This window comes from Variovorax monticola, assembly GCF_051216855.1.
Taxonomy (GTDB): Bacteria; Pseudomonadota; Gammaproteobacteria; order Burkholderiales; family Burkholderiaceae_C; genus Variovorax.
The window spans coordinates 490,437-507,375 of the sequence record NZ_JBPJZP010000005.1 but is presented as its reverse complement, the minus strand read 5'-3'; the positions used below and the strand labels follow the sequence as shown (position 1 = coordinate 507,375).

The following is a 16,939-nucleotide window of genomic DNA, read 5'->3' as shown; positions in this document are numbered from 1 at the left end:
AGGGGTGTGGCAAGTGGTTGATCTACAAAGGAAATCTACACATTGCCTCTATTTTGAGCACTGAATTTCTTTGCGCCAAAACCGTCTTTGGCAGATTTTCCGGAGGGCGTCAAAGCACAACTCTGGGGACAGTTTTTGCACAAGTCATGGCTTATCCACAGGCCGAAGCGGTTACCCAATGTTGTTCATTTGGCGGGTACACCTCGGAAGCGCAGGTGCGCACAGTGACGCAGGCATGACAACTCGTTGTCACATAACGAAAAAAGTGGCATGTCCACAGAAGAGTGCGACCCTTATCTACTACTACTAATTTGAATAAGAAGAATAAGAAGATAGGAGACAGAGACAGCTGCGCGCAAAAAAAAGGCCGCGAACGGCCGCGCCGGTCCACGGCGCCTTGGGCAACAACGTGTGCTCCCGGTTCTCCTGCCTCGCTACCATCCGGGGAATGAGCTTCAAACCCCGGATCCTGATTGCCGAAGACGAGTCGGGCATTGCCGACACGCTGCAATACGTCCTGAAAAGCGACGGATTCATTCCGGTCTGGTGCGCCACGGCCGAGGAAGCCATCGCCCAGTTCGCGCAGGAACCGCCGGCGCTGGCCATCCTGGACATCGGTTTGCCCGACCTGAACGGCTTCGAGCTCTTCAAACGCCTCCAGGCGCTGAATCAGGCGATGGGTGGTCCGGAGGTACCGATGGTGTTCTTGACGGCCCGCAGCGACGAAATAGACCGCGTGGTGGGCCTCGAACTGGGCGCCGACGACTACATCGCCAAGCCGTTCTCGCCGCGCGAGCTGGTCGCCCGGGTGCGAACGATCCTGCGGCGCAGCGCCAGGAACGGCACAGGAGCCCCGCCAGCCGCCGCAGCGGTAAACCATGGGGTACTCCCTCAAATCGCGCCCCAGGCCTCCTCAGCGAGCCCGCAGGCACCTGCAATGCCGTTTCTGCTCGACAACGAGCGCATGCAGATTCGCTATTACGGCCGGTTGCTGGAGCTTTCCCGCTACGAGTACGGCCTGCTTCGGCTCCTGGTGCAGCGGCCTGGGCGCGTCTTCACGCGCGACGAAATGCTGCAGCTCGTCTGGGACGACGCCAGCGACAGCTTCGACCGCACGGTCGACGCGCACATCAAGACCCTGCGCGCCAAGCTCAAGGCGATCGCGCCCGACGTCGAGCCGATCCGCACGCTGCGCGGCACCGGCTATGCATTGAACGAAGAATTGCCCTCGAAGGCATGACTCCGACCCGGGCATGCCTTTTCGCGGAATACCGCGGAACCGGCTTTGCCGGGCCGCTGGTATTGCCCCCGGCGAGGGGGTTGGAGGCCACACGAAGTGGGCAAGCCTGGGGGAGGGCCAGCCTTTGACGCGACGCACGCGCATCTTCATCGGCATCCTGCTGATCTACACGGCGGGCATCGGGCTGCTGCTCTACCGCGTGGTTTCGGACATCGACCCGCGCTACCGCGAGTCGGCCGAGGAATCGCTGGTCGAAACCTCGCAGCTCGTGGCCAGCCTGATCGAGCAGGACGTGATTGCAGGCGCCATCAACACGGCGCGGCTCGAACCGCTGTTCCGCACGGTCTACGCGCGCGAGTTCTCGGCCCAGATCTACAACCTGCACAAGAGCCGCGTCGAGCTGCGCGTGTACGTGACCGATCGCAGCGGGCGCGTGATGTTCGATTCGCTCGGCAGGCACCTGGGCGCCGACTATTCGCAGTGGAGCGACGTGAGCCGCACGCTCGCCGGCCTGTACGGCGCGCGCACCTCGCGCGATGTCGACGGCGACCCGCGCACTTCGGTCATGTACGTGGGCGCGCCGATCCGCTGGAACAACGAGATCGTCGGCATGGTCAGCGTCGGCAAGCCGGTGCAGAGCTTCGGCCAGTTCGTGGAAGACGCGCGGGCCCGCACCATCTGGGTGGGCGTGGGCTCGGGGCTGGCGCTGTTGCTGCTGGCGTTGATCGTCTCGGTGTGGCTGGTGCGGCCCTTCGGTTTGATCCGCGACTACTGGATCTGGGTGCGCGCCCAACACCGCATGGGCAGCCTGAGTTTGTGGCGCATGGCGCGCCGCGCGGTCGACGGCGTACGCACCGGTTTCAGCGAAATGCGCGACGCACTGACCGGGCGCAACTACGTGGCCGACTACGTGCAGACCTTCACGCACGAAGTGAAGAGCCCGCTGTCGGCCATTCGCGGCGCGGCCGAGTTGCTGCAGGAACCGTCGATGCCGCATGCCGAGCGCGAACGCTTTCTCACCAACATCGAACGCGAGACACAGCGCATCCAGGAAATCGTCGATCGCATGATGGAGCTCACCGCGCTGGAAACGCGCCGCAGGCTGGACCGCACCGAACCCGTGGCGCTCGCATTGCTGATCGACGACATCGCCACCAGCGCCCAGCCCGCGGCGGCCAAGCGCAACATCCGCCTGCTGGTGAACATCCGCGACGAAGCGCGCACCGAAGGCGACCCCTTTCTGCTGCGCCGGGCCATCAGCAATCTGCTGGACAACGCCATCGATTTTTCACCGCGCGACAGCGAGGTGCTGCTCACGCTGGAAACCACCTCGAAGCTCGCGCGCGTGACCGTGCGCGACCACGGGCCGGGCATTCCGGAGTACGCGCAGGAAAAGGTTTTCGAGAAGTTCTATTCGCTCGCCCGGCCGCACAGCCAGAAGAAAAGCACGGGGCTCGGGTTGGCGTTCGTGAAGGAGATCGCGGCATTGCACCGCGGCCGCATCGAGCTGGGCAACGCATCGCGGGGCGGCGCGGTGGCGACGCTCACGTTGCCGTTGCTGTCGTCACATCACTGAGTTCGTCACTGGCCCGTGAGGGCGCGGTAGGCGCTGCGCGTTTCGGTGCTCACCGCAGCCAGCAACTGGTCGTAGGACGTCTTGTGCCGCGCCAGCATGCGCGCCGACGCCACGGTCTTCGATTTGCAGTACCAGTGGCAGGTGTGCTGCATCAGGAACAGCTCGGCAGACATGGTGAAGGCCTTCGACTTGGGCGTGCGGTTCGCGTCGTTGCGCGTCACGCCGGCCACGCCGCGTGCGTGGATGCGCAGCGCTTCGCGCAGGTCGAAGCTGGCGGCCGGGAGAAATTGCGTGGCCAGCGGGAGCGCCACCGGCAGCTTGCTCACGCGCGCGATGGGTTCGGGCACGCGCGACATCTCGGTGGCGAAGCTCTCGAGCTGGCTGGCGATCTTTTCCTCGGTGGCGTCCAGCAGGTGCCAGATCTGCTGGCGGCGTTCGGCGTCGTCTTCGCCCAGGCAGCGCAGGTAGCCGGAAGTCAGGCTCTCCATGAGCCGCTCGATCTGGTAGCGGCCGAGGTGGCTGCCCAGCACGGCGATGCGCTGGCGCTGCTCCCGGGACTTGAGAATGTAGAAGCCGGCGGCAATCAATGCCACCAGGGTAAGAATTTCCATGGAATCGTGGGGAAGAAAAAGAGAAGGCGGGACGCAGCACCGAGTGTAGGCACCGCGACCCGCCCTGTTTTCTGGTTGAAAGAGCTACCTGAAGAAATCCAGGATCTTGTTGCGCTCTTCAGGCTGCGGCGGCGCACCCAGCGGCGCGCCGGTGATTTCCTCCACCGGTGGCGGCGCAGTCTCTGTCTCCAGCCCCAGGCTCGCCACGTTGTGGCCCGGCGTGAAGTCGTCGAAGTACCACTCGCCGTCGACGTTCACCACGCCCGGTGGCTCGGGCGGCAGCGTCACCGGCACGCCCTGCAGCGCGGTCTGCATGTAGCCGATCCAGATCGGCAGGCTCAGGCTGCCGCCGGTCTCGCCGCGCACGCCCAGTTGGCGCGGCGTGTCGTAGCCGATCCACGCGATGCCGACCATGGTCGGCTGGAAGCCTGCGAACCAGGTGTCGAAGGAGTCGTTGGTGGTGCCGGTCTTGCCGTAGAGGTCGTCACGCTTCAGGGCCTGGTGCGCCTTGAAGCCGGTGCCGTTCTTCACCACGCTCTGCAGCAGCGAATCCATGATGAAGGCGTTGCGCTGCGGAATGGCGCGGCGCGTTTCGTCTAGCACCGGCGCCTCGGTTTCCATGATGACCTTGTCGCGCAGGTCGGTGACGCGCGTGACCAGGTAGGGGTTGACGCGGTAGCCGCCATTGGCGAACACCGAATAGCCGACCGCCATCTGCATCGGCGTGACCGAGCCGGCGCCCAGGCCCATCGGCAGGTTGGCGGGCTGCTTGTCCTTGTCGAAGCCGAACCTGGTGACCCAGTCCTGCGCGTACGGCGCGCCGATCGACTGCAGCACGCGCAGCGTGACCAGGTTCTTCGACTTCATGAGCGCGGTGCGCAGCGGCATCGGGCCTTCGTAAGTGCCTTCGAAGTTTTTCGGCTCCCAGGGCTGGCCGCCGTTCTCGGCGGCGTCGAAGTGCAGCGGCGCGTCGTTCACCACGGTGGAAGGCGAGAAGCCCTTTTCGAGTGCGGCCGAATAGATGAAAGGCTTGAAGCTCGAGCCCGGCTGGCGCCAGGCCTGCGTCACGTGGTTGAACTTGTTCTTGCCGAAATCGAAGCCGCCCACCAGCGCCTTGATGGCCCCGCTGCGCGGGTCCATGCCGATGAAGGCGCCTTCGACCTCGGGCAGCTGCGTGATCTCCCAGGTGTTCTTCGGCGTGCGGGCCACACGAATGACCGCTCCGCGGCGGATCTTGATGTTGGGCGGCGCCTTCGCGGCCAGGCCCGACTGCGCGGGCTTCAAGCCTTCACCGGTGATCTGCACGGTTTCGCCGTTGGCGCGCACGGCGTTGATTTCCTTGGCGTCCGCATCGAGCACCACGGCCGCGACCACGTCGCCGTTGTCGGGGTGTTCGGCCAGCGCATCGTCCACGGCTTCGTCGACTTCCTTCTGCTCGGTCGGCAGGTCGACGAACTTCTCGGGACCGCGGTAGGGCTGGCGGCGCTCGTAATCCATGATGCCCTTGCGCAGCGACTTGTAGGCCGCCGCCTGGTCGGCCGCGACCAGCGAGGTATAGACCTTCAGGCCGCTGGTGTAGATGCTGTCGCCGTACTGCGCGTACATCATCTGGCGCACCGTCTCGGCCACGTACTCGGCGTGCAGGCGGCTCGGGTCGGCGGAGTCGCGCAGGTGCAGTTCTTCCTTCTTCGCGTCGGCTGCCTGCGCGGCGGTGATGAAGCCGGTTTCCTGCATGCGGTCGATCACGTACAACTGGCGCGCCCGCGCGCGCCGCGGGTTGGCCACCGGGTTGTTGGCGCCCGGTGCCTTGGGCAGGCCGGCCAGCATGGCGGCTTCGGCGACGGTCACGTTCTGCAGCGGCTTGCCGAAGTAGGTTTCGGCGGCAGCCGCGAAGCCGTAGGCGCGGTTGCCCAGGTAGATCTGGTTAAGGTAGATCTCCAGGATCTGGTCCTTGGTGAGCTGCTGCTCCAGCCGCAGCGCCAGCAAGATCTCGTACGACTTGCGGCTCAGCGTGCGCTCGGAGCTCAGGTATACGTTGCGCGCCACCTGCATCGTGATGGTCGAGGCGCCCTGCTTGCGCCCGCCCTTCAGGCTGGCCACGGCCGCGCGCACGAAGCCCTTGTAGTCGACGCCGCCGTGGTCGTAGAAGCGCGCGTCTTCCACCGCCAGCACCGCGTCCTTCATGACTTTGGGAATGTTCGCGAAGGGCGTGAGGTTGCGGCGCTCTTCGCCGAATTCGCCGATCAGCTGGCCTTCGCTCGAATACACGCGCAGCGGCAGCTTGGGGCGGTAGTCGGACAGCGCCGACACGTCGGGCAGCTTCGGGTAGATGGCCACCACGGCCACGATGGCCGCGACGATGGCCACCAGCGCACCGGAACCCACCACGATGGCGCCCCACCCTGCGATGCGTTTCCAGCGGCGGTTCGGATCGCCGGGACGGCCATCGTCTTCAGGGCCGTCGGGAGGGGTGGAGCTTGAACGTTTGAACATAGGAGAAAGCTAGCTAGCGAAAGGATTGGAGCCGCTGCGCGGCGCGGCGTTCCAGCATCTTGAGATCGAGTGCGCCACGCTGCACAGCCTGGTGCGCGCAATGCAGGGCATCGAAATACGTGTCGTCGTCAAAGGCGCGAGCGGTGGCTTCGCAGAGACCGCGCTTGCAGGCCGCGCCATCGTGAGATCGTCGATGACGCGCAGGCCCTGCCCACCCCGTTCGCCCCGAATCACCTGCCGCACGATTTTGCGCGAGAAAGAAACCGGGTGCCGCGCGCCCAGTTCCACAAGGATGACATGGCCCCGCACGATGGATGCGTCAGATTGTTTCGACACTTCATGCCGCCCGTGCTTCGGCGATTGCGGCCGGCGTCGCTTCGTTCGCCTTGTTTTGCCGCGACAGCGCATACCAGTCGACCTTGCGCGTCACCACCATCAGCACGGCCAGCATGCCGAAGATCAGCAGCGCGCCGAGCAGCAGCGCGTTGCTCTCCGACGCCAACAGTCCGTAGAGCGCGCCATACAGCAGCGCCACGAACGCACCGAAGGACAGCCCGCGCCGCCAGCCTTCGAGCACCGCACTGAAGTACACCGCCAGCAAGGCGACGCTGGCCGTGGCGGCGCCCGCATACGCCATCCAGAAGGCGAACTTCTCGGACAGCGCCAGCAGCAGCAGGAAGAACAGCGCAATCGACAGCCCCACCAGCCCGTACTGCACCGGGTGCAGGCGCAGCTTGCGAAACAGCTCGAACATGAAGGCCGCCATCAGCACCAAGCCGATGAACAGCATGCCGTACTTGCCTGCGCGCGTGCTCATCGAATACACGTTGATGGGCTGTGCAAGCGACACGTCGAAGGTCTGCAGCACGCCCAGTGTGCGGCGCGCGCGGCCTGTGGTTTCGGCGTCGCTCTCGGAGTCGCCCCCGCGCCCGGCCAGGCCGGCGCGCACCTGCTCGCGCGCCGAGGTGACGAGCGAGGACACGCGCCAGCGCGCATCGAAGCCCTGCGGCGTCACGCTGCGCTCGGCCGCGAGAAAGCGGCCGCCGAAGCTCGGGTGCGCCCAGGGTGAGCTCAGGTGTGCGGTGGTTTCCTCGGCAATGGGGGCAATGGCCAGCGTGTCCTGCCCGACGAGGCCGAGCTTCATTTCGAAAGACACGGGGGTGTCGGCCTGCCATGCCGCCAGCGCCGCCCCTGCCAGCGGCGCATGGATGCCGTCGGCCAACCAGGCGTCGTCGGCAATGCCCGGCACGCGCTGGCGAAAGCGCAAGGGCTCGCCGCCCATCACCAGCGCGGGCGAGCCGTCGAGGCCGCGCAGGTCGCTCACGTTGAAGGCGATGAACGGGGTCTTGAATTCGATCTTCGAATCGGTCTCGCTGTGCTGCACGGCTTTCGGATCGAAGGCCGCGAAGCCGCCGCCGAGCGTGGCGTTCAGCGTGTAGAACGGAATCTTGAAGATGCCGCGGTAGCGCTCCTGCGGCGCCATGGTGCCTTCGATGTGCAGCTTCTCCGGAAACACCACGTGGGTCATTTCCTTGGCCCGCGCTTCCTGCCCGATCACCGTGCCCTGCGCATTGCGCTGCGGCTCCATCCAGCGTTCGACATACGGCACCAGCAGCAGCGGGCCGACCACGGTCTGGCGCCCGGCGTAGGTGGCGGCGAGTTCGCGGGCGGCTTCGCGCTGGCTGTCGCCGCGCGCGCGGTTGATCGAGTCGATCTCCGCCAGCGGAATGCACAGCAGCAGCATCAAAAAGAACAGGCCGGCCACCTTGACCAGCATCGAGGTTTGCAGGGCTCTCAGGAACTGAAGCATTTCTTTCTTTCCTCGTTGTCAGCGAAGCCGCGATGCTCGTCGCGCGATCCGAAGGCCGTGTGAAGCGCCCGCGCCGCACGGCTTCACACAGACTTCACACAGCGGGGAATTCAAGGGTTGCGACTTCAAGGCGCCTTCCCATTGCCTTCTCTTGCGCTGGCGACAGTTGCCGCTGTGCAAGTTCGCACGGACAAGGACCCCGCCATGGATGCCCACACCACCCCACGCCCCGGCCGATGGCTCTGGCTCGCCACCGTGAGCCTGGCGACCGCGGGCTTCATCGCCATGGGCGTGCGCCCGGCGCATGCGCAGGCAGTGCCCACCGGCGAACGGCTGAAGACCGAGAGCCCCTACTTCTTCGTGAAGAGCGACGACCCCGCGGTCGACCGCCTGCCGCTGAAAGGCACCGAGGTCTCGGTGAAGATCTCGGGCGTGATCGCCGACGTGACGGTCACGCAGACCTACCGCAACGAAGGCCGTCGCGCCATCGAGGCGAAGTACGTGTTCCCGGGTTCGACCAAGGCCGCGGTGAGCGGCCTGAACGTGCGCCTGGCCGACCGCCTCATCACCGCGCAGATCCGCGAGAAGCAGCAGGCGCAGATCGAGTACGACACCGCGAAGAAGGAGGGCAAGACCGCCGCGCTGCTCGAGCAGCACCTGCCCAACGTGTTCCAGATGAACGTCGCCAACATCCTGCCCGGCGACGACGTGAAGGTGGAGCTGCGCTACACCGAGTTGCTGGTGCCGCAGTCGGGCAACTACCAGTTCGTGTTCCCGACCGTGGTCGGGCCGCGCTACAACTCGCCGCAGTCGGAGAACGCCCAGGCCAAGTGGGTCGCGCAACCGACGCTTCCCACACCGGCCTCGGGCACGGCGCCCACCGCCAGCTTCAAGCTCAAGGCCAGCATCGACACGCCGATGGGCCTGAAGGAGATTCGCTCCGCCACGCACACCATCGAGGTGAAGAAGAGCGGCGAAGACCAGCACGCCGACATTGCGCTCACGGCCGACGGCCGCCCCGCGGACAACCGCGACTTCGTGCTCGACTACCGCCTGGCGGGCGAGAAGATCGAGTCGGGCCTGATGCTCTACAAGGGCCAGGGAGAGAACGCCGAGAACTTCTTCCTCGCGATGATCGAGCCGCCCAAGGCCGTGGCCGCCAGTGCCATTTCGCCGCGCGACTACATCTTCGTGGTCGACATCTCGGGCTCGATGCACGGCTTTCCGCTGGACACCGCCAAGACGGTGCTCGAACGCCTGATCGGCGGGCTGCGCGCCAGCGACACCTTCAACGTGCTGCTGTTCTCGGGCAGCAACAAGATGCTGTCGCCCCGGTCGGTGCCGGCCACGCGCGCCAACATCGAGCAGGCGCTCGCCACCATCCAGAACTACAGCGGCAGCGGCAGCACCGAGCTGATTCCGGCGTTGAAGCGCGTGTACGCCGAACCGAAGGAAGACAAGGTGTCGCGCACCGTGGTCGTGGTGACCGACGGCTACGTGACGGTGGAGCGCGAGGCCTTCGAGCTGGTGCGCAACAACCTGTCGAAGGCCAACGTGTTCGCCTTCGGCATCGGCTCGTCGGTGAACCGCAGCCTGATGGAAGGCATTGCGCGCGCCGGCATGGGCGAGCCCTTCATCATCACCGACCCGGTGCAGGCGCCCGAGCAGGCCGCGCGCTTTCGCCGCATGGTGGAGTCGCCGGTGCTCACGAACGTGAAGGCGACCTTCGGCGGCCTCGACGTGTACGACGTGGAGCCGCAGGCCTTGCCCGACGTGCTGGGCGAGCGCCCGGTGATCGTGTTCGGCAAATGGAGGGGCGAGGCCAGGGGCCGCGTGATCATCGAAGGCCAGAGCGCCAGCGGGCCGTACCGCGAGGAGGTGCGCATCGACAGCCGCACCCGCCAGGACACGGCCGCGCTGCGCACGCTGTGGGCGCGCCACCGCATCCAGAGCCTGGGCGACCAGGAAACGCTGGAAGGCAGCGCGGCCTTCAAGGAGCGCATCACCGAGCTGGGCCTGAAGTACAGCCTGCTCACGCAGTACACGAGCTTCATCGCGGTCGACAAGGTGGTGCGCAACCTCGCGCCGCAGGACAGCGCGCCAGTGAACCAGCCGTTGCCCCTGCCGCAAGGCGTGAGCGAGTTGGCGCTCGGTGCCGAGGTGCCGAGCACGCCCGAACCCGAATCGCTGGGTGCGATCGCCGTCGTGCTGTCGATGCTCGCCATGCTGCGCCGCCGCGCGCGCCGCAACGACGCGCGCCGCTTCACGTCCTGAACAGAAAAAAGAGAGAAGACCCATGTCCTTGGCAACGCTCGCCCACCGCCACCCGCGCATCGTGGATTGGGGCATCCACATCGACCGCACGCCGGCCGCCGGCTGGCTGGCGCTGCAGTTCGCCGCGCTGGTGCCGACCTGGGCCTGGATGGTCCAGCGCATGCGCGACGGCTCCGACGATCCGATGGGCCTGCTGGCGCTGGTTGCGCTCGCCGCGCTGGCCTGGCAGCGCCGGCGCGAACTGCGCGCTTCGCCGCGCCTGGGCTGGCTTGCGCTGGCGGGCGCAGGCACCGTGCTGGCGACGCTGCTGCGCACGGGGCTCGGCGTCGTGCCTGCGCTGCCGCCGCTGGCGGCGGGACTGGTGGCCGTGCTGGCGGTGGCCTGCGGCTTGCTCGCGTTCCTGCCGAGGCGCGTGGCGGCGCTGCCGGTGGTCGGCCTGTCGGTGCTGGCGCTGCCGCTGCTGTCGTCGCTGCAGTTCTATGCCGGCTACCCGCTGCGCGTGGTCACGGCCGAGGTCAGCCGCTGGCTGCTGGCGCCGGGCTTCGAGGTGGCACGCGAAGGCGCGGCGCTGATGGTCGATGGGCGCCTGGTGATCGTCGACGCGCCCTGCTCCGGTGTGCAGATGGTCTGGCTCGGCTACTTCACGGCCTGCGCGGTCGCGCTGTGGGCCGGCCGCAGCGACCGCGGCTTCGTGCGCTGCCTGCCGATGGTCGGCCTCTTCGTGCTGGGCGGGAACATCGTGCGCAACAGCGTGCTGATCGCCTTCGAGGGCGCCGGCCATCCGCTGGCGCCCTGGGCGCACAACGCACTGGGCCTGCTGGTGCTGGCCGTGGTGTGCGGCGCCATCGCCCGGCTGATGGTGCCGGTGCGCGCCGCGCCGGAATATTCCGAACAACCCATTCCGGGCCTGATCACCGCCCCAGGAGGCCGCCGTGTCGACACCTTTCTTTGAGCGCTGGTTCGCCAACCACTTCATCAACCGCATCGGCCACAAGTCGGCCTTCGCGCTGGCGATGGTGCTGTGCATGGGGTGGTCGTTCACGGCGGCGGTGCGCGCGCCGGCCGAGCGGGCCGCTGCCGTTGCCTCGCACGAATGGCCCCGCGAATGGGACGGTGCGCCGTTGCGCCCGCTGGCGCTGAGCGAGGTCGAGCAGCGCTTTGCCGACAACTTTCCCGGCGCCATCGGCCGCATGACCGATGGCACGCAGACGCTGGTGATGCGCGCGGTGACGCAGCCCACGCGCATGCTGCACCCCGCGGTGGACTGCTACCGCGCGCTGGGCTACCGCATCGAGCAGGCACGGTTGGAACGCGATGCGCAGGAGCGCCTGTGGCGCTGTTTTGTTGCGCAACGGCACGGCGCGCAAAAAATCCGCGTCTGCGAGCGGATCGTGGACGCCCAAGGCACGGCTTTCACTGACACTTCAGCCTGGTACTGGGCAGCGGCCAGCGGCCAGTCGCATGGCCCGTGGCAAGCTGTCACCGTGGCGAGACCGATCTGAGAAAACGTGCCTGTGAAGAAGACCCTGCGATTTGTGCTTTATGGCCTGCTGGCCCTTGTCATCACTGCGTGTGTAGCTATCTTTTTGATAGTCAAGCTGGCGCTCGCGCCGGCCGTGGGCGAATGGAGCACCGCGGTGAAGGCCGGGCCGCTGAACTTCGAGATCGGCGTGCCGACCGCGCTGCGGGTGGCCACCTCGCCATGGTTCGCGCCGTACCTGGACGGCCGTTCGCTCGACACCCGCTTCGGCACCGTGCGCTTCGCCTGGAAGCCGGCCGGCGAGCTGCTCGAAATGCAGTGCGCGCCCTGCAGCGCCGAGGTGCCGGCGCTGGGCTCGCAGCCGATCAAGGTCGAGCGCCTGGTCGCCACCGTCAAGCGCGACGGCAACACGCTGGCCGGCACCTTCGAGGCCATGCCGCTGAGCACCGACACCACGCCGCTGCAGGGCCAGTGGGACGGCAAGCTCGCACCCAGGACCCTGCAGCTCAACGCCAGCGTGCAGGACGCGCCCATCGCGCGCTGGTACGCCGTGCTGGTGCCCACGCTGCCCGAGCTGCAGCGCGCGCGCATCGGCGGCACGCTGTCGCTGCGCGGCCAGCTCTTGCTGCCAGAGGCCACCTTCGCGGTGCAGCCGAACATCGGCCAGTTCACGGTCGAGGGGCTGGGCACCGAGGCCATGCTGAACGCGCGCACCAGCTGCGGCCCGTCGGCCAAACTCACCAGCGACAGCTGGCTGGCGCGCGCGGTCATCGCGGCTGAAGACCAGCGCTTCTTCACCCACACCGGCTACGACCTGACCGAGATCCTCGCGTCGATCGACAACAACCAGAAGCCCGGGCAGATCCGCCGCGGCGGCAGCACGCTCACGCAGCAGTTGGCCAAGCTGCTGGTGACGGGCAGCGACCGCACGGCCGAACGCAAGCTGCGCGAGCTGCTCTACGCCGTGGAAATGGAGCAGACGCTGGGCAAGGCCCGCATCCTGCAGCTGTACCTGGACAACGCGCCCTGGGGCGGCAACCTGTGCGGCGCCGAGGCCGCGGCGCGCCGCTACTTCAAGCGCAGCGCGCGCACGCTGGAGCCGGCGCAGGCCGTGTGGCTCGCGGCGATGCTGCACAAGCCGCAGGCCGTGCTCGAACAATGGCGGCGCGACGGCCACATCGACGCCGAGCGCATCAAGTGGGTGGCCGAGGGCATCCGCGGCATCAGCCGGAACCAGCGCGAGGCGCTGCTCAAGGGCGTGGCCGCGGCGAAGTTCACGGCGCCCGAGGCCACACCATGAACACCCGACCACCGAGCGTGACCGACATCGAAGCCATCGAGCGTGCCACCGTCGCGGCCGTGTCGCCCGACCTCACCGAGGAACTCGACGGCTGGCTGCTGCCCTTCGCCGAAGGCACCGTGAAGCGCGCCAAGTCGGCCGTGCCGCTGCACCGCGGCGCGGTCGAGCCGGCCACGCTCGACCGCATCGAGGACCGCTACGCCAGCCGCCAGGCCGCGACCGCGCTGCGGCTGGCGGACGCACCCTGCTTTGAAGGGCTGCGCGCCGAGCTGGAACGCCGCCAGTACAAGGCGGACACCCCCACCTGCGTGCAGGTCGGCTCGGCGCAGCGCATGCGGCAGGTGGCCGCGCCCGGCGTGGCGCCGGCCGATGTCGACAGCGCCCCCGACGACGCGTGGGCTGCCTTGTTCCTCGGTGAAGGTTTCGACCCGGTGGACGGCGCGCACCGCGTGCGCATGCTGTCGCGCGCCAAGGGCACGCTGTATGCGAGCGTGCGCGAAGGCGGCCGCACGGTGGCGGCCGGCGCCATGGCGTTCGGCCACGGCTGGGCCAGCGCGCACGGCATGCGAACCGAGCAGGCGCAGCGCGGACGCGGCCTGGCGGGCCGCGTGCTGGCCGGGTTGGCGCAGGCCGCGCTGGCGCAGGGGTTCGAGCGGGTGTTCCTGCAGGTCGACGCGGCGAATCCCGCCGCGCTGGCGCTGTACCGGCGCGCCGGCTTCGAGACGCACTGGCAGTACAACTACTGGACGAAGTAAGAAGACCGGGAACACGTGCATGGGTGGCGCCGGGCGCGTGTTAGTGCCACCATGGCCGCATGACGAACGCCCACCACCACGCCAACCACCCCACCGATCCCGTCGCCGTGCCGCGCGGCATCGACCACATCGTGGCCGGTGTTTCCACCAGCGACGGCGACGGCGTCAAGCTCACCCGGGTGCTGCAGCAGCCGCTGCAGAAGCGGCTCGATCCGTACCTGATGCTTGACGCCTTCGGCAGCGACAACCCGGGCGACTACATCGGCGGCTTTCCCAACCACCCGCACCGCGGCTTCGAAACCGTCACCTACATGATCGCGGGCCGCATGCGCCACCGCGACAGCGCGGGGCACGAGGGCCTGCTGGAGAACGGCGGTGTGCAATGGATGACCGCGGGCCGCGGCCTCGTGCACAGCGAGCTGCCCGAGCAGGAAGAAGGCCTGATGGAGGGCTTCCAGCTGTGGCTCAACCTGCCCGCCAGGGACAAGATGCGCGAGCCCTGGTACCGCGACATCCAGAGCGCGGAGATTCCCGAGTTCACCACCGCCGCCGGCGTGCATGTGCGCGTGATCGCCGGCACCAGCCACGGCATTGCGGGCGCGGAGCAGCGCGCGCACACCGAGCCGCTGTACCTCGACATCACGCTGCCGCCGGGAGCCGAGTTTGCGCAGCCGCTGCCGCACGACCACAACGTGCTGGTCTACGTGTTCCGCGAATCGGTGTGGATCGCTGGCAGCGAGATACCCACGCGCCGCATGGCCATCCTCGCCAACGACGCGGCCAGCGACGGCGTGGTGCTGCGCGCGGGCGCCACCAACCACAGCCCGGCGCGCGCGCTGCTCATCGCGGGCAGGCCGCTGCACGAGCCCATTGCGCAGTACGGCCCTTTCGTGATGAACACGCAGGAAGAAATCAGGCAGGCGATGCACGACTTTCAAAGCGGCAAGCTGGGCTGATGTAGTCGCCCGCCTACCGAAAGACGGCGTGGGGCGCGGGTGCGGCCCGACGCACCGCTACCTAGCGTGCAGCAATGACCCCCACGATCCGAAAAGGACAGGCGCCAGACACGCTGCAGCGCGCCCAGTTCCATGAACGCTTCATGCAGCCTTTTCAGGACCCGGCCTTCCAGGCCGAGGCCGAAGCGCTCAAGCGCATCGAGCTTGTCGCGTGGGAGGCCTATGAGGAAGGCCGCAAGGCACCGGTCACGCGCAAGGCCGGGCCCGGCTACGCCGATCCCGACTACGACCTGTCCGTCGACTGGCTCGACGCCAAGGCGCGCATCGATGCGGCGCAGGCCGCATGGGGGTTGCCGCAGACACGCTCGCGCGTGCTGCTGGTGAACGCCTCGCCGCGCAACGACGGCACCTGCCCCGGCGAAATCTCCAAGACATGGCGCATGGCCGAGCTGGCGCGCGAGGTGCTCGAAGGCAGCGGCATCGAGACCGACCTGCTCGACCTGAGCCTTGTCACCTCCGAGTACGGCCGGCAGATACATCCCTGCAAGGGGTGTGTGTCCACCGCCATGCCGCTGTGCCACTGGCCATGCAGCTGCTACCCGAACCATTCGCTGCGCCAGACCGGCGACTGGATGAACGAGATCTACGAGCGCTGGGTGTCCGCGCACGGCGTGATCCTGCTCACGCCCACACATTGGTACCAGGCCACGAGCCCGCTGAAGCTGATGATCGACCGGCTGGTGTGCGCCGACGGTGGCAACCCCGACCCGAGCAGCACCCACGGCAAGAAGCCCGAGGAAGCCAAGGCGCTCGAGCTGGAAGGCAGCGGCTGGGGCTACCCCAAGCACCTCGACGGCCGCGCCTACGGCGTGGTGGTGCACGGCGACGTGGCCGGCGTCGAGAGCCTGCGACGCAACCTCTGCGACTGGCTCGACTGGATGGGGCTCGTCGACGCCGGCACGCAAGCGCGGCTGGACCGCTACATCGGCTACTACGAACCCTACGCCACCAGCCACGATGTGCTCGACGCCGATACCGACATGCAGGAAGAAGTGCGCAACGTGGCGCGCGCGGTGGCTCGCGCCGTGGGCGAGTTGCGCGCCGGCAAGCTGCAGCCGCCCGACCAGGGGCTGAAGCGCCCGCGGCCCAAGTAAGGAGCGCACGACTGTCCGGCACGCGGTGCGGCATTCACCGTTCTTTACGCAAGCTCACGCCGGGCTAACGGTGCCGATACAGAGGTCTTCCACACTTCGTCTCACCTGCTGCCCATCGGCGGCGGTCTTCGAAAGGAAGCACTTCTCATGATCTCTCTTCGCCAACGCATCGTCTGGGCCAGCCTGCTCGGTTCGGCCGCCCTCGCCTCTTCGGGCGCCTTCGCTCAAGCGCCGGTCGCACCCTCCGCAGCCGCACCCGCCGCCGCGGTGGCCCAGGCCGACAACGCTGCCGCGCCCAAGGCGCAGCACAAGCGCATGGACCCCGCCCAGCGCATGGAGCGCATGCAGGAACACCGCGCCAAGCGCCTCGCGGCCCTGAAGGAAAAGCTCAAGCTCAACGGCGGCCAGGAAAGCGCCTGGAGCACCTTCACCGCCGCGAGCCAACCGCCGGCCGGTGCCCGCCCGCCGCGCATGGACCGCGCCGAGTTCGCCAAGCTGACCACGCCGCAGCGCCTGGAACGCATGCAGGCCCGCCAGGCCGAACGCAGCGCCATGTTCGCCAAGCGCGCCGACGCCACGAAAACCTTCTATGCCGCGCTGACGCCGGACCAGCAGAAGACCTTCGACGCCGAGACCGTGCATTTCGGCGGTCATGGTGGCCCCCGCGGTCACCACGGCCATGGCGGCTCTGACGGCCAGCGCGGTGCGGCACCTGCCAAGGGCTGATCCCGGCGGCTCGTAAAAAAGCCCGCGGCGCGAAAGCGCTGCGGGCTTTTTCCTGCGTGCGTGGCCGGGTGACTTCGTGGGTTACTTCGGCGTGCCGGTCTTGTCGGTCGGGTTCGTCGCCACGTCCGGGCGTTCGCCCTTCTGGCCGAACTGCGGCTTGACCTTGCGGCCGGTCTGGCTCACTTCGGCGCGCGACATCTCGCCGGTGGGCTGTGGCGTGGCGTTGGGCTGGTGGTTCAACGTGGTGCTGGCTTCACCCTTGGGCACCAGGCTGTTGGCGTTGTTGCGGTTCTGCGCGCGCGCTTCGGCCTTCACGGCTTCGCGCGAGGCGGGCATCGAGTTGTCGGGTCGCTGCGGCGGATTGGCCACGCCGGCTGGCGTCATGGTGCTGGCCTCGCCACCGACCGACGCGTCGGGCGCGGCGGGGATCGACGTGGTTTGCGCCATGGCCATGCCGGCGGTACCCAGCAGCGCGGCGAGAACGGCGGCGTGAAAAGTGGATGACTTCATGTTTGTGCTCCTTGTGGCTTGTCTCGGTGTGGATGGATGAAAACGCGGGCTGCT

At 67.7% G+C, this 16,939-nt stretch carries 14 protein-coding genes; 10 read left to right on the top strand and 4 right to left on the bottom strand.

Annotation, left to right across the window (positions count from 1 at the left end; all coding sequences use genetic code 11):
* The first annotated feature begins 448 nt into the window (after nucleotides 1–448).
* Both creB and creC read left to right on the top strand, forming a co-directional pair.
* Entirely contained in the window at nucleotides 449–1,240 is a 792-nt protein-coding gene (creB, locus tag ACSFA5_RS20185; protein ID WP_435445807.1) for a two-component system response regulator CreB, read from the top strand.
* A gap of 124 nt (nucleotides 1,241–1,364) precedes the next feature.
* The gene (gene creC, locus ACSFA5_RS20180; protein WP_435445806.1) at nucleotides 1,365–2,816 is read left to right on the top strand and encodes a two-component system sensor histidine kinase CreC; all 1,452 of its coding nucleotides are present in this window, start codon (nucleotides 1,365–1,367) and stop codon (nucleotides 2,814–2,816) included.
* Between the two features lie 5 nt (nucleotides 2,817–2,821).
* Here creC and ACSFA5_RS20175 read toward each other — a convergent pair whose 3' ends face one another.
* The 3 genes from ACSFA5_RS20175 to creD all read right to left on the bottom strand — a co-directional run bounded on the left by ACSFA5_RS20175 (nucleotide 2,822) and on the right by creD (nucleotide 7,730).
* Entirely contained in the window at nucleotides 2,822–3,427 is a 606-nt protein-coding gene (locus ACSFA5_RS20175; RefSeq protein ID WP_435445805.1) for a hypothetical protein, read from the bottom strand.
* An 84-nt stretch (nucleotides 3,428–3,511) separates the two neighbouring features.
* Nucleotides 3,512–5,920, bottom strand: coding sequence for a penicillin-binding protein 1A (locus ACSFA5_RS20170; protein ID WP_435445804.1), 2,409 nt, complete (start codon nucleotides 5,918–5,920; stop codon nucleotides 3,512–3,514).
* A gap of 337 nt (nucleotides 5,921–6,257) precedes the next feature.
* On the bottom strand, nucleotides 6,258–7,730 hold the full coding sequence (gene creD / locus ACSFA5_RS20165; protein ID WP_435445803.1) for a cell envelope integrity protein CreD: 1,473 nt from the start codon (nucleotides 7,728–7,730) through the stop codon (nucleotides 6,258–6,260).
* Nucleotides 7,731–7,934: 204 nt separating this feature from the next.
* Here creD and ACSFA5_RS20160 point away from each other — a divergent pair, with 204 nt between their 5' ends.
* From ACSFA5_RS20160 to ACSFA5_RS20125, 8 genes are all read left to right on the top strand, one after another.
* Nucleotides 7,935–10,004 (top strand): VIT and vWA domain-containing protein, encoded by a 2,070-nt coding sequence (locus tag ACSFA5_RS20160; protein WP_435445802.1) that lies wholly within the window; start codon nucleotides 7,935–7,937, stop codon nucleotides 10,002–10,004.
* A gap of 22 nt (nucleotides 10,005–10,026) precedes the next feature.
* A complete protein-coding gene (gene xrtQ, locus ACSFA5_RS20155; RefSeq protein WP_435445801.1) occupies nucleotides 10,027–10,956 on the top strand; it encodes an exosortase Q in 930 nt (309 codons plus the stop codon).
* Complete coding sequence (locus tag ACSFA5_RS20150; RefSeq protein ID WP_435445800.1) at nucleotides 10,937–11,506, top strand: hypothetical protein; 570 nt, start codon at nucleotides 10,937–10,939, stop codon at nucleotides 11,504–11,506. The genes xrtQ and ACSFA5_RS20150 overlap by 20 nt, the downstream gene beginning before the upstream one ends.
* Before the next feature lie 12 nt (nucleotides 11,507–11,518).
* Nucleotides 11,519–12,784, top strand: a complete 1,266-nt coding sequence (locus ACSFA5_RS20145) for a biosynthetic peptidoglycan transglycosylase (RefSeq protein WP_435445799.1) — start codon at nucleotides 11,519–11,521, stop codon at nucleotides 12,782–12,784.
* Nucleotides 12,781–13,539, top strand: coding sequence for a GNAT family N-acetyltransferase (locus ACSFA5_RS20140; protein WP_435445798.1), 759 nt, complete (start codon nucleotides 12,781–12,783; stop codon nucleotides 13,537–13,539). The genes ACSFA5_RS20145 and ACSFA5_RS20140 overlap by 4 nt, the downstream gene beginning before the upstream one ends.
* A gap of 59 nt (nucleotides 13,540–13,598) precedes the next feature.
* Nucleotides 13,599–14,495 (top strand): pirin family protein, encoded by an 897-nt coding sequence (locus ACSFA5_RS20135; RefSeq protein ID WP_435445797.1) that lies wholly within the window; start codon nucleotides 13,599–13,601, stop codon nucleotides 14,493–14,495.
* Between the two features lie 74 nt (nucleotides 14,496–14,569).
* Nucleotides 14,570–15,649, top strand: a complete 1,080-nt coding sequence (locus ACSFA5_RS20130) for a flavodoxin family protein (protein ID WP_435445796.1) — start codon at nucleotides 14,570–14,572, stop codon at nucleotides 15,647–15,649.
* A 147-nt stretch (nucleotides 15,650–15,796) separates the two neighbouring features.
* A complete protein-coding gene (locus ACSFA5_RS20125) occupies nucleotides 15,797–16,375 on the top strand; it encodes a Spy/CpxP family protein refolding chaperone (protein ID WP_435445795.1) in 579 nt (192 codons plus the stop codon).
* Nucleotides 16,376–16,456: 81 nt separating this feature from the next.
* Here ACSFA5_RS20125 and ACSFA5_RS20120 read toward each other — a convergent pair whose 3' ends face one another.
* Nucleotides 16,457–16,885, bottom strand: a complete 429-nt coding sequence (locus tag ACSFA5_RS20120) for a serine/threonine protein kinase (protein ID WP_435445794.1) — start codon at nucleotides 16,883–16,885, stop codon at nucleotides 16,457–16,459.
* Nucleotides 16,886–16,939: the final 54 nt, after the last annotated feature.

Excerpts from the sequence above, each read along its gene's own strand:
- creB (WP_435445807.1), top strand. The coding sequence starts at position 449 with ATGAGCTTCAAACCCCGGATCCTGATTGCCGAAGACGAGTCGGGCATT.
- ACSFA5_RS20175 (WP_435445805.1), bottom strand. The coding sequence starts at position 3,427 with ATGGAAATTCTTACCCTGGTGGCATTGATTGCCGCCGGCTTCTACATT.
- ACSFA5_RS20170 (WP_435445804.1), bottom strand. The coding sequence starts at position 5,920 with ATGTTCAAACGTTCAAGCTCCACCCCTCCCGACGGCCCTGAAGACGAT.
- creD (WP_435445803.1), bottom strand. The coding sequence starts at position 7,730 with ATGCTTCAGTTCCTGAGAGCCCTGCAAACCTCGATGCTGGTCAAGGTG.
- ACSFA5_RS20160 (WP_435445802.1), top strand. The coding sequence starts at position 7,935 with ATGGATGCCCACACCACCCCACGCCCCGGCCGATGGCTCTGGCTCGCC.
- xrtQ (WP_435445801.1), top strand. The coding sequence starts at position 10,027 with ATGTCCTTGGCAACGCTCGCCCACCGCCACCCGCGCATCGTGGATTGG.
- ACSFA5_RS20140 (WP_435445798.1), top strand. The coding sequence starts at position 12,781 with ATGAACACCCGACCACCGAGCGTGACCGACATCGAAGCCATCGAGCGT.
- ACSFA5_RS20135 (WP_435445797.1), top strand. The coding sequence starts at position 13,599 with ATGACGAACGCCCACCACCACGCCAACCACCCCACCGATCCCGTCGCC.
- ACSFA5_RS20130 (WP_435445796.1), top strand. The coding sequence starts at position 14,570 with ATGACCCCCACGATCCGAAAAGGACAGGCGCCAGACACGCTGCAGCGC.
- ACSFA5_RS20125 (WP_435445795.1), top strand. The coding sequence starts at position 15,797 with ATGATCTCTCTTCGCCAACGCATCGTCTGGGCCAGCCTGCTCGGTTCG.
- ACSFA5_RS20120 (WP_435445794.1), bottom strand. The coding sequence starts at position 16,885 with ATGAAGTCATCCACTTTTCACGCCGCCGTTCTCGCCGCGCTGCTGGGT.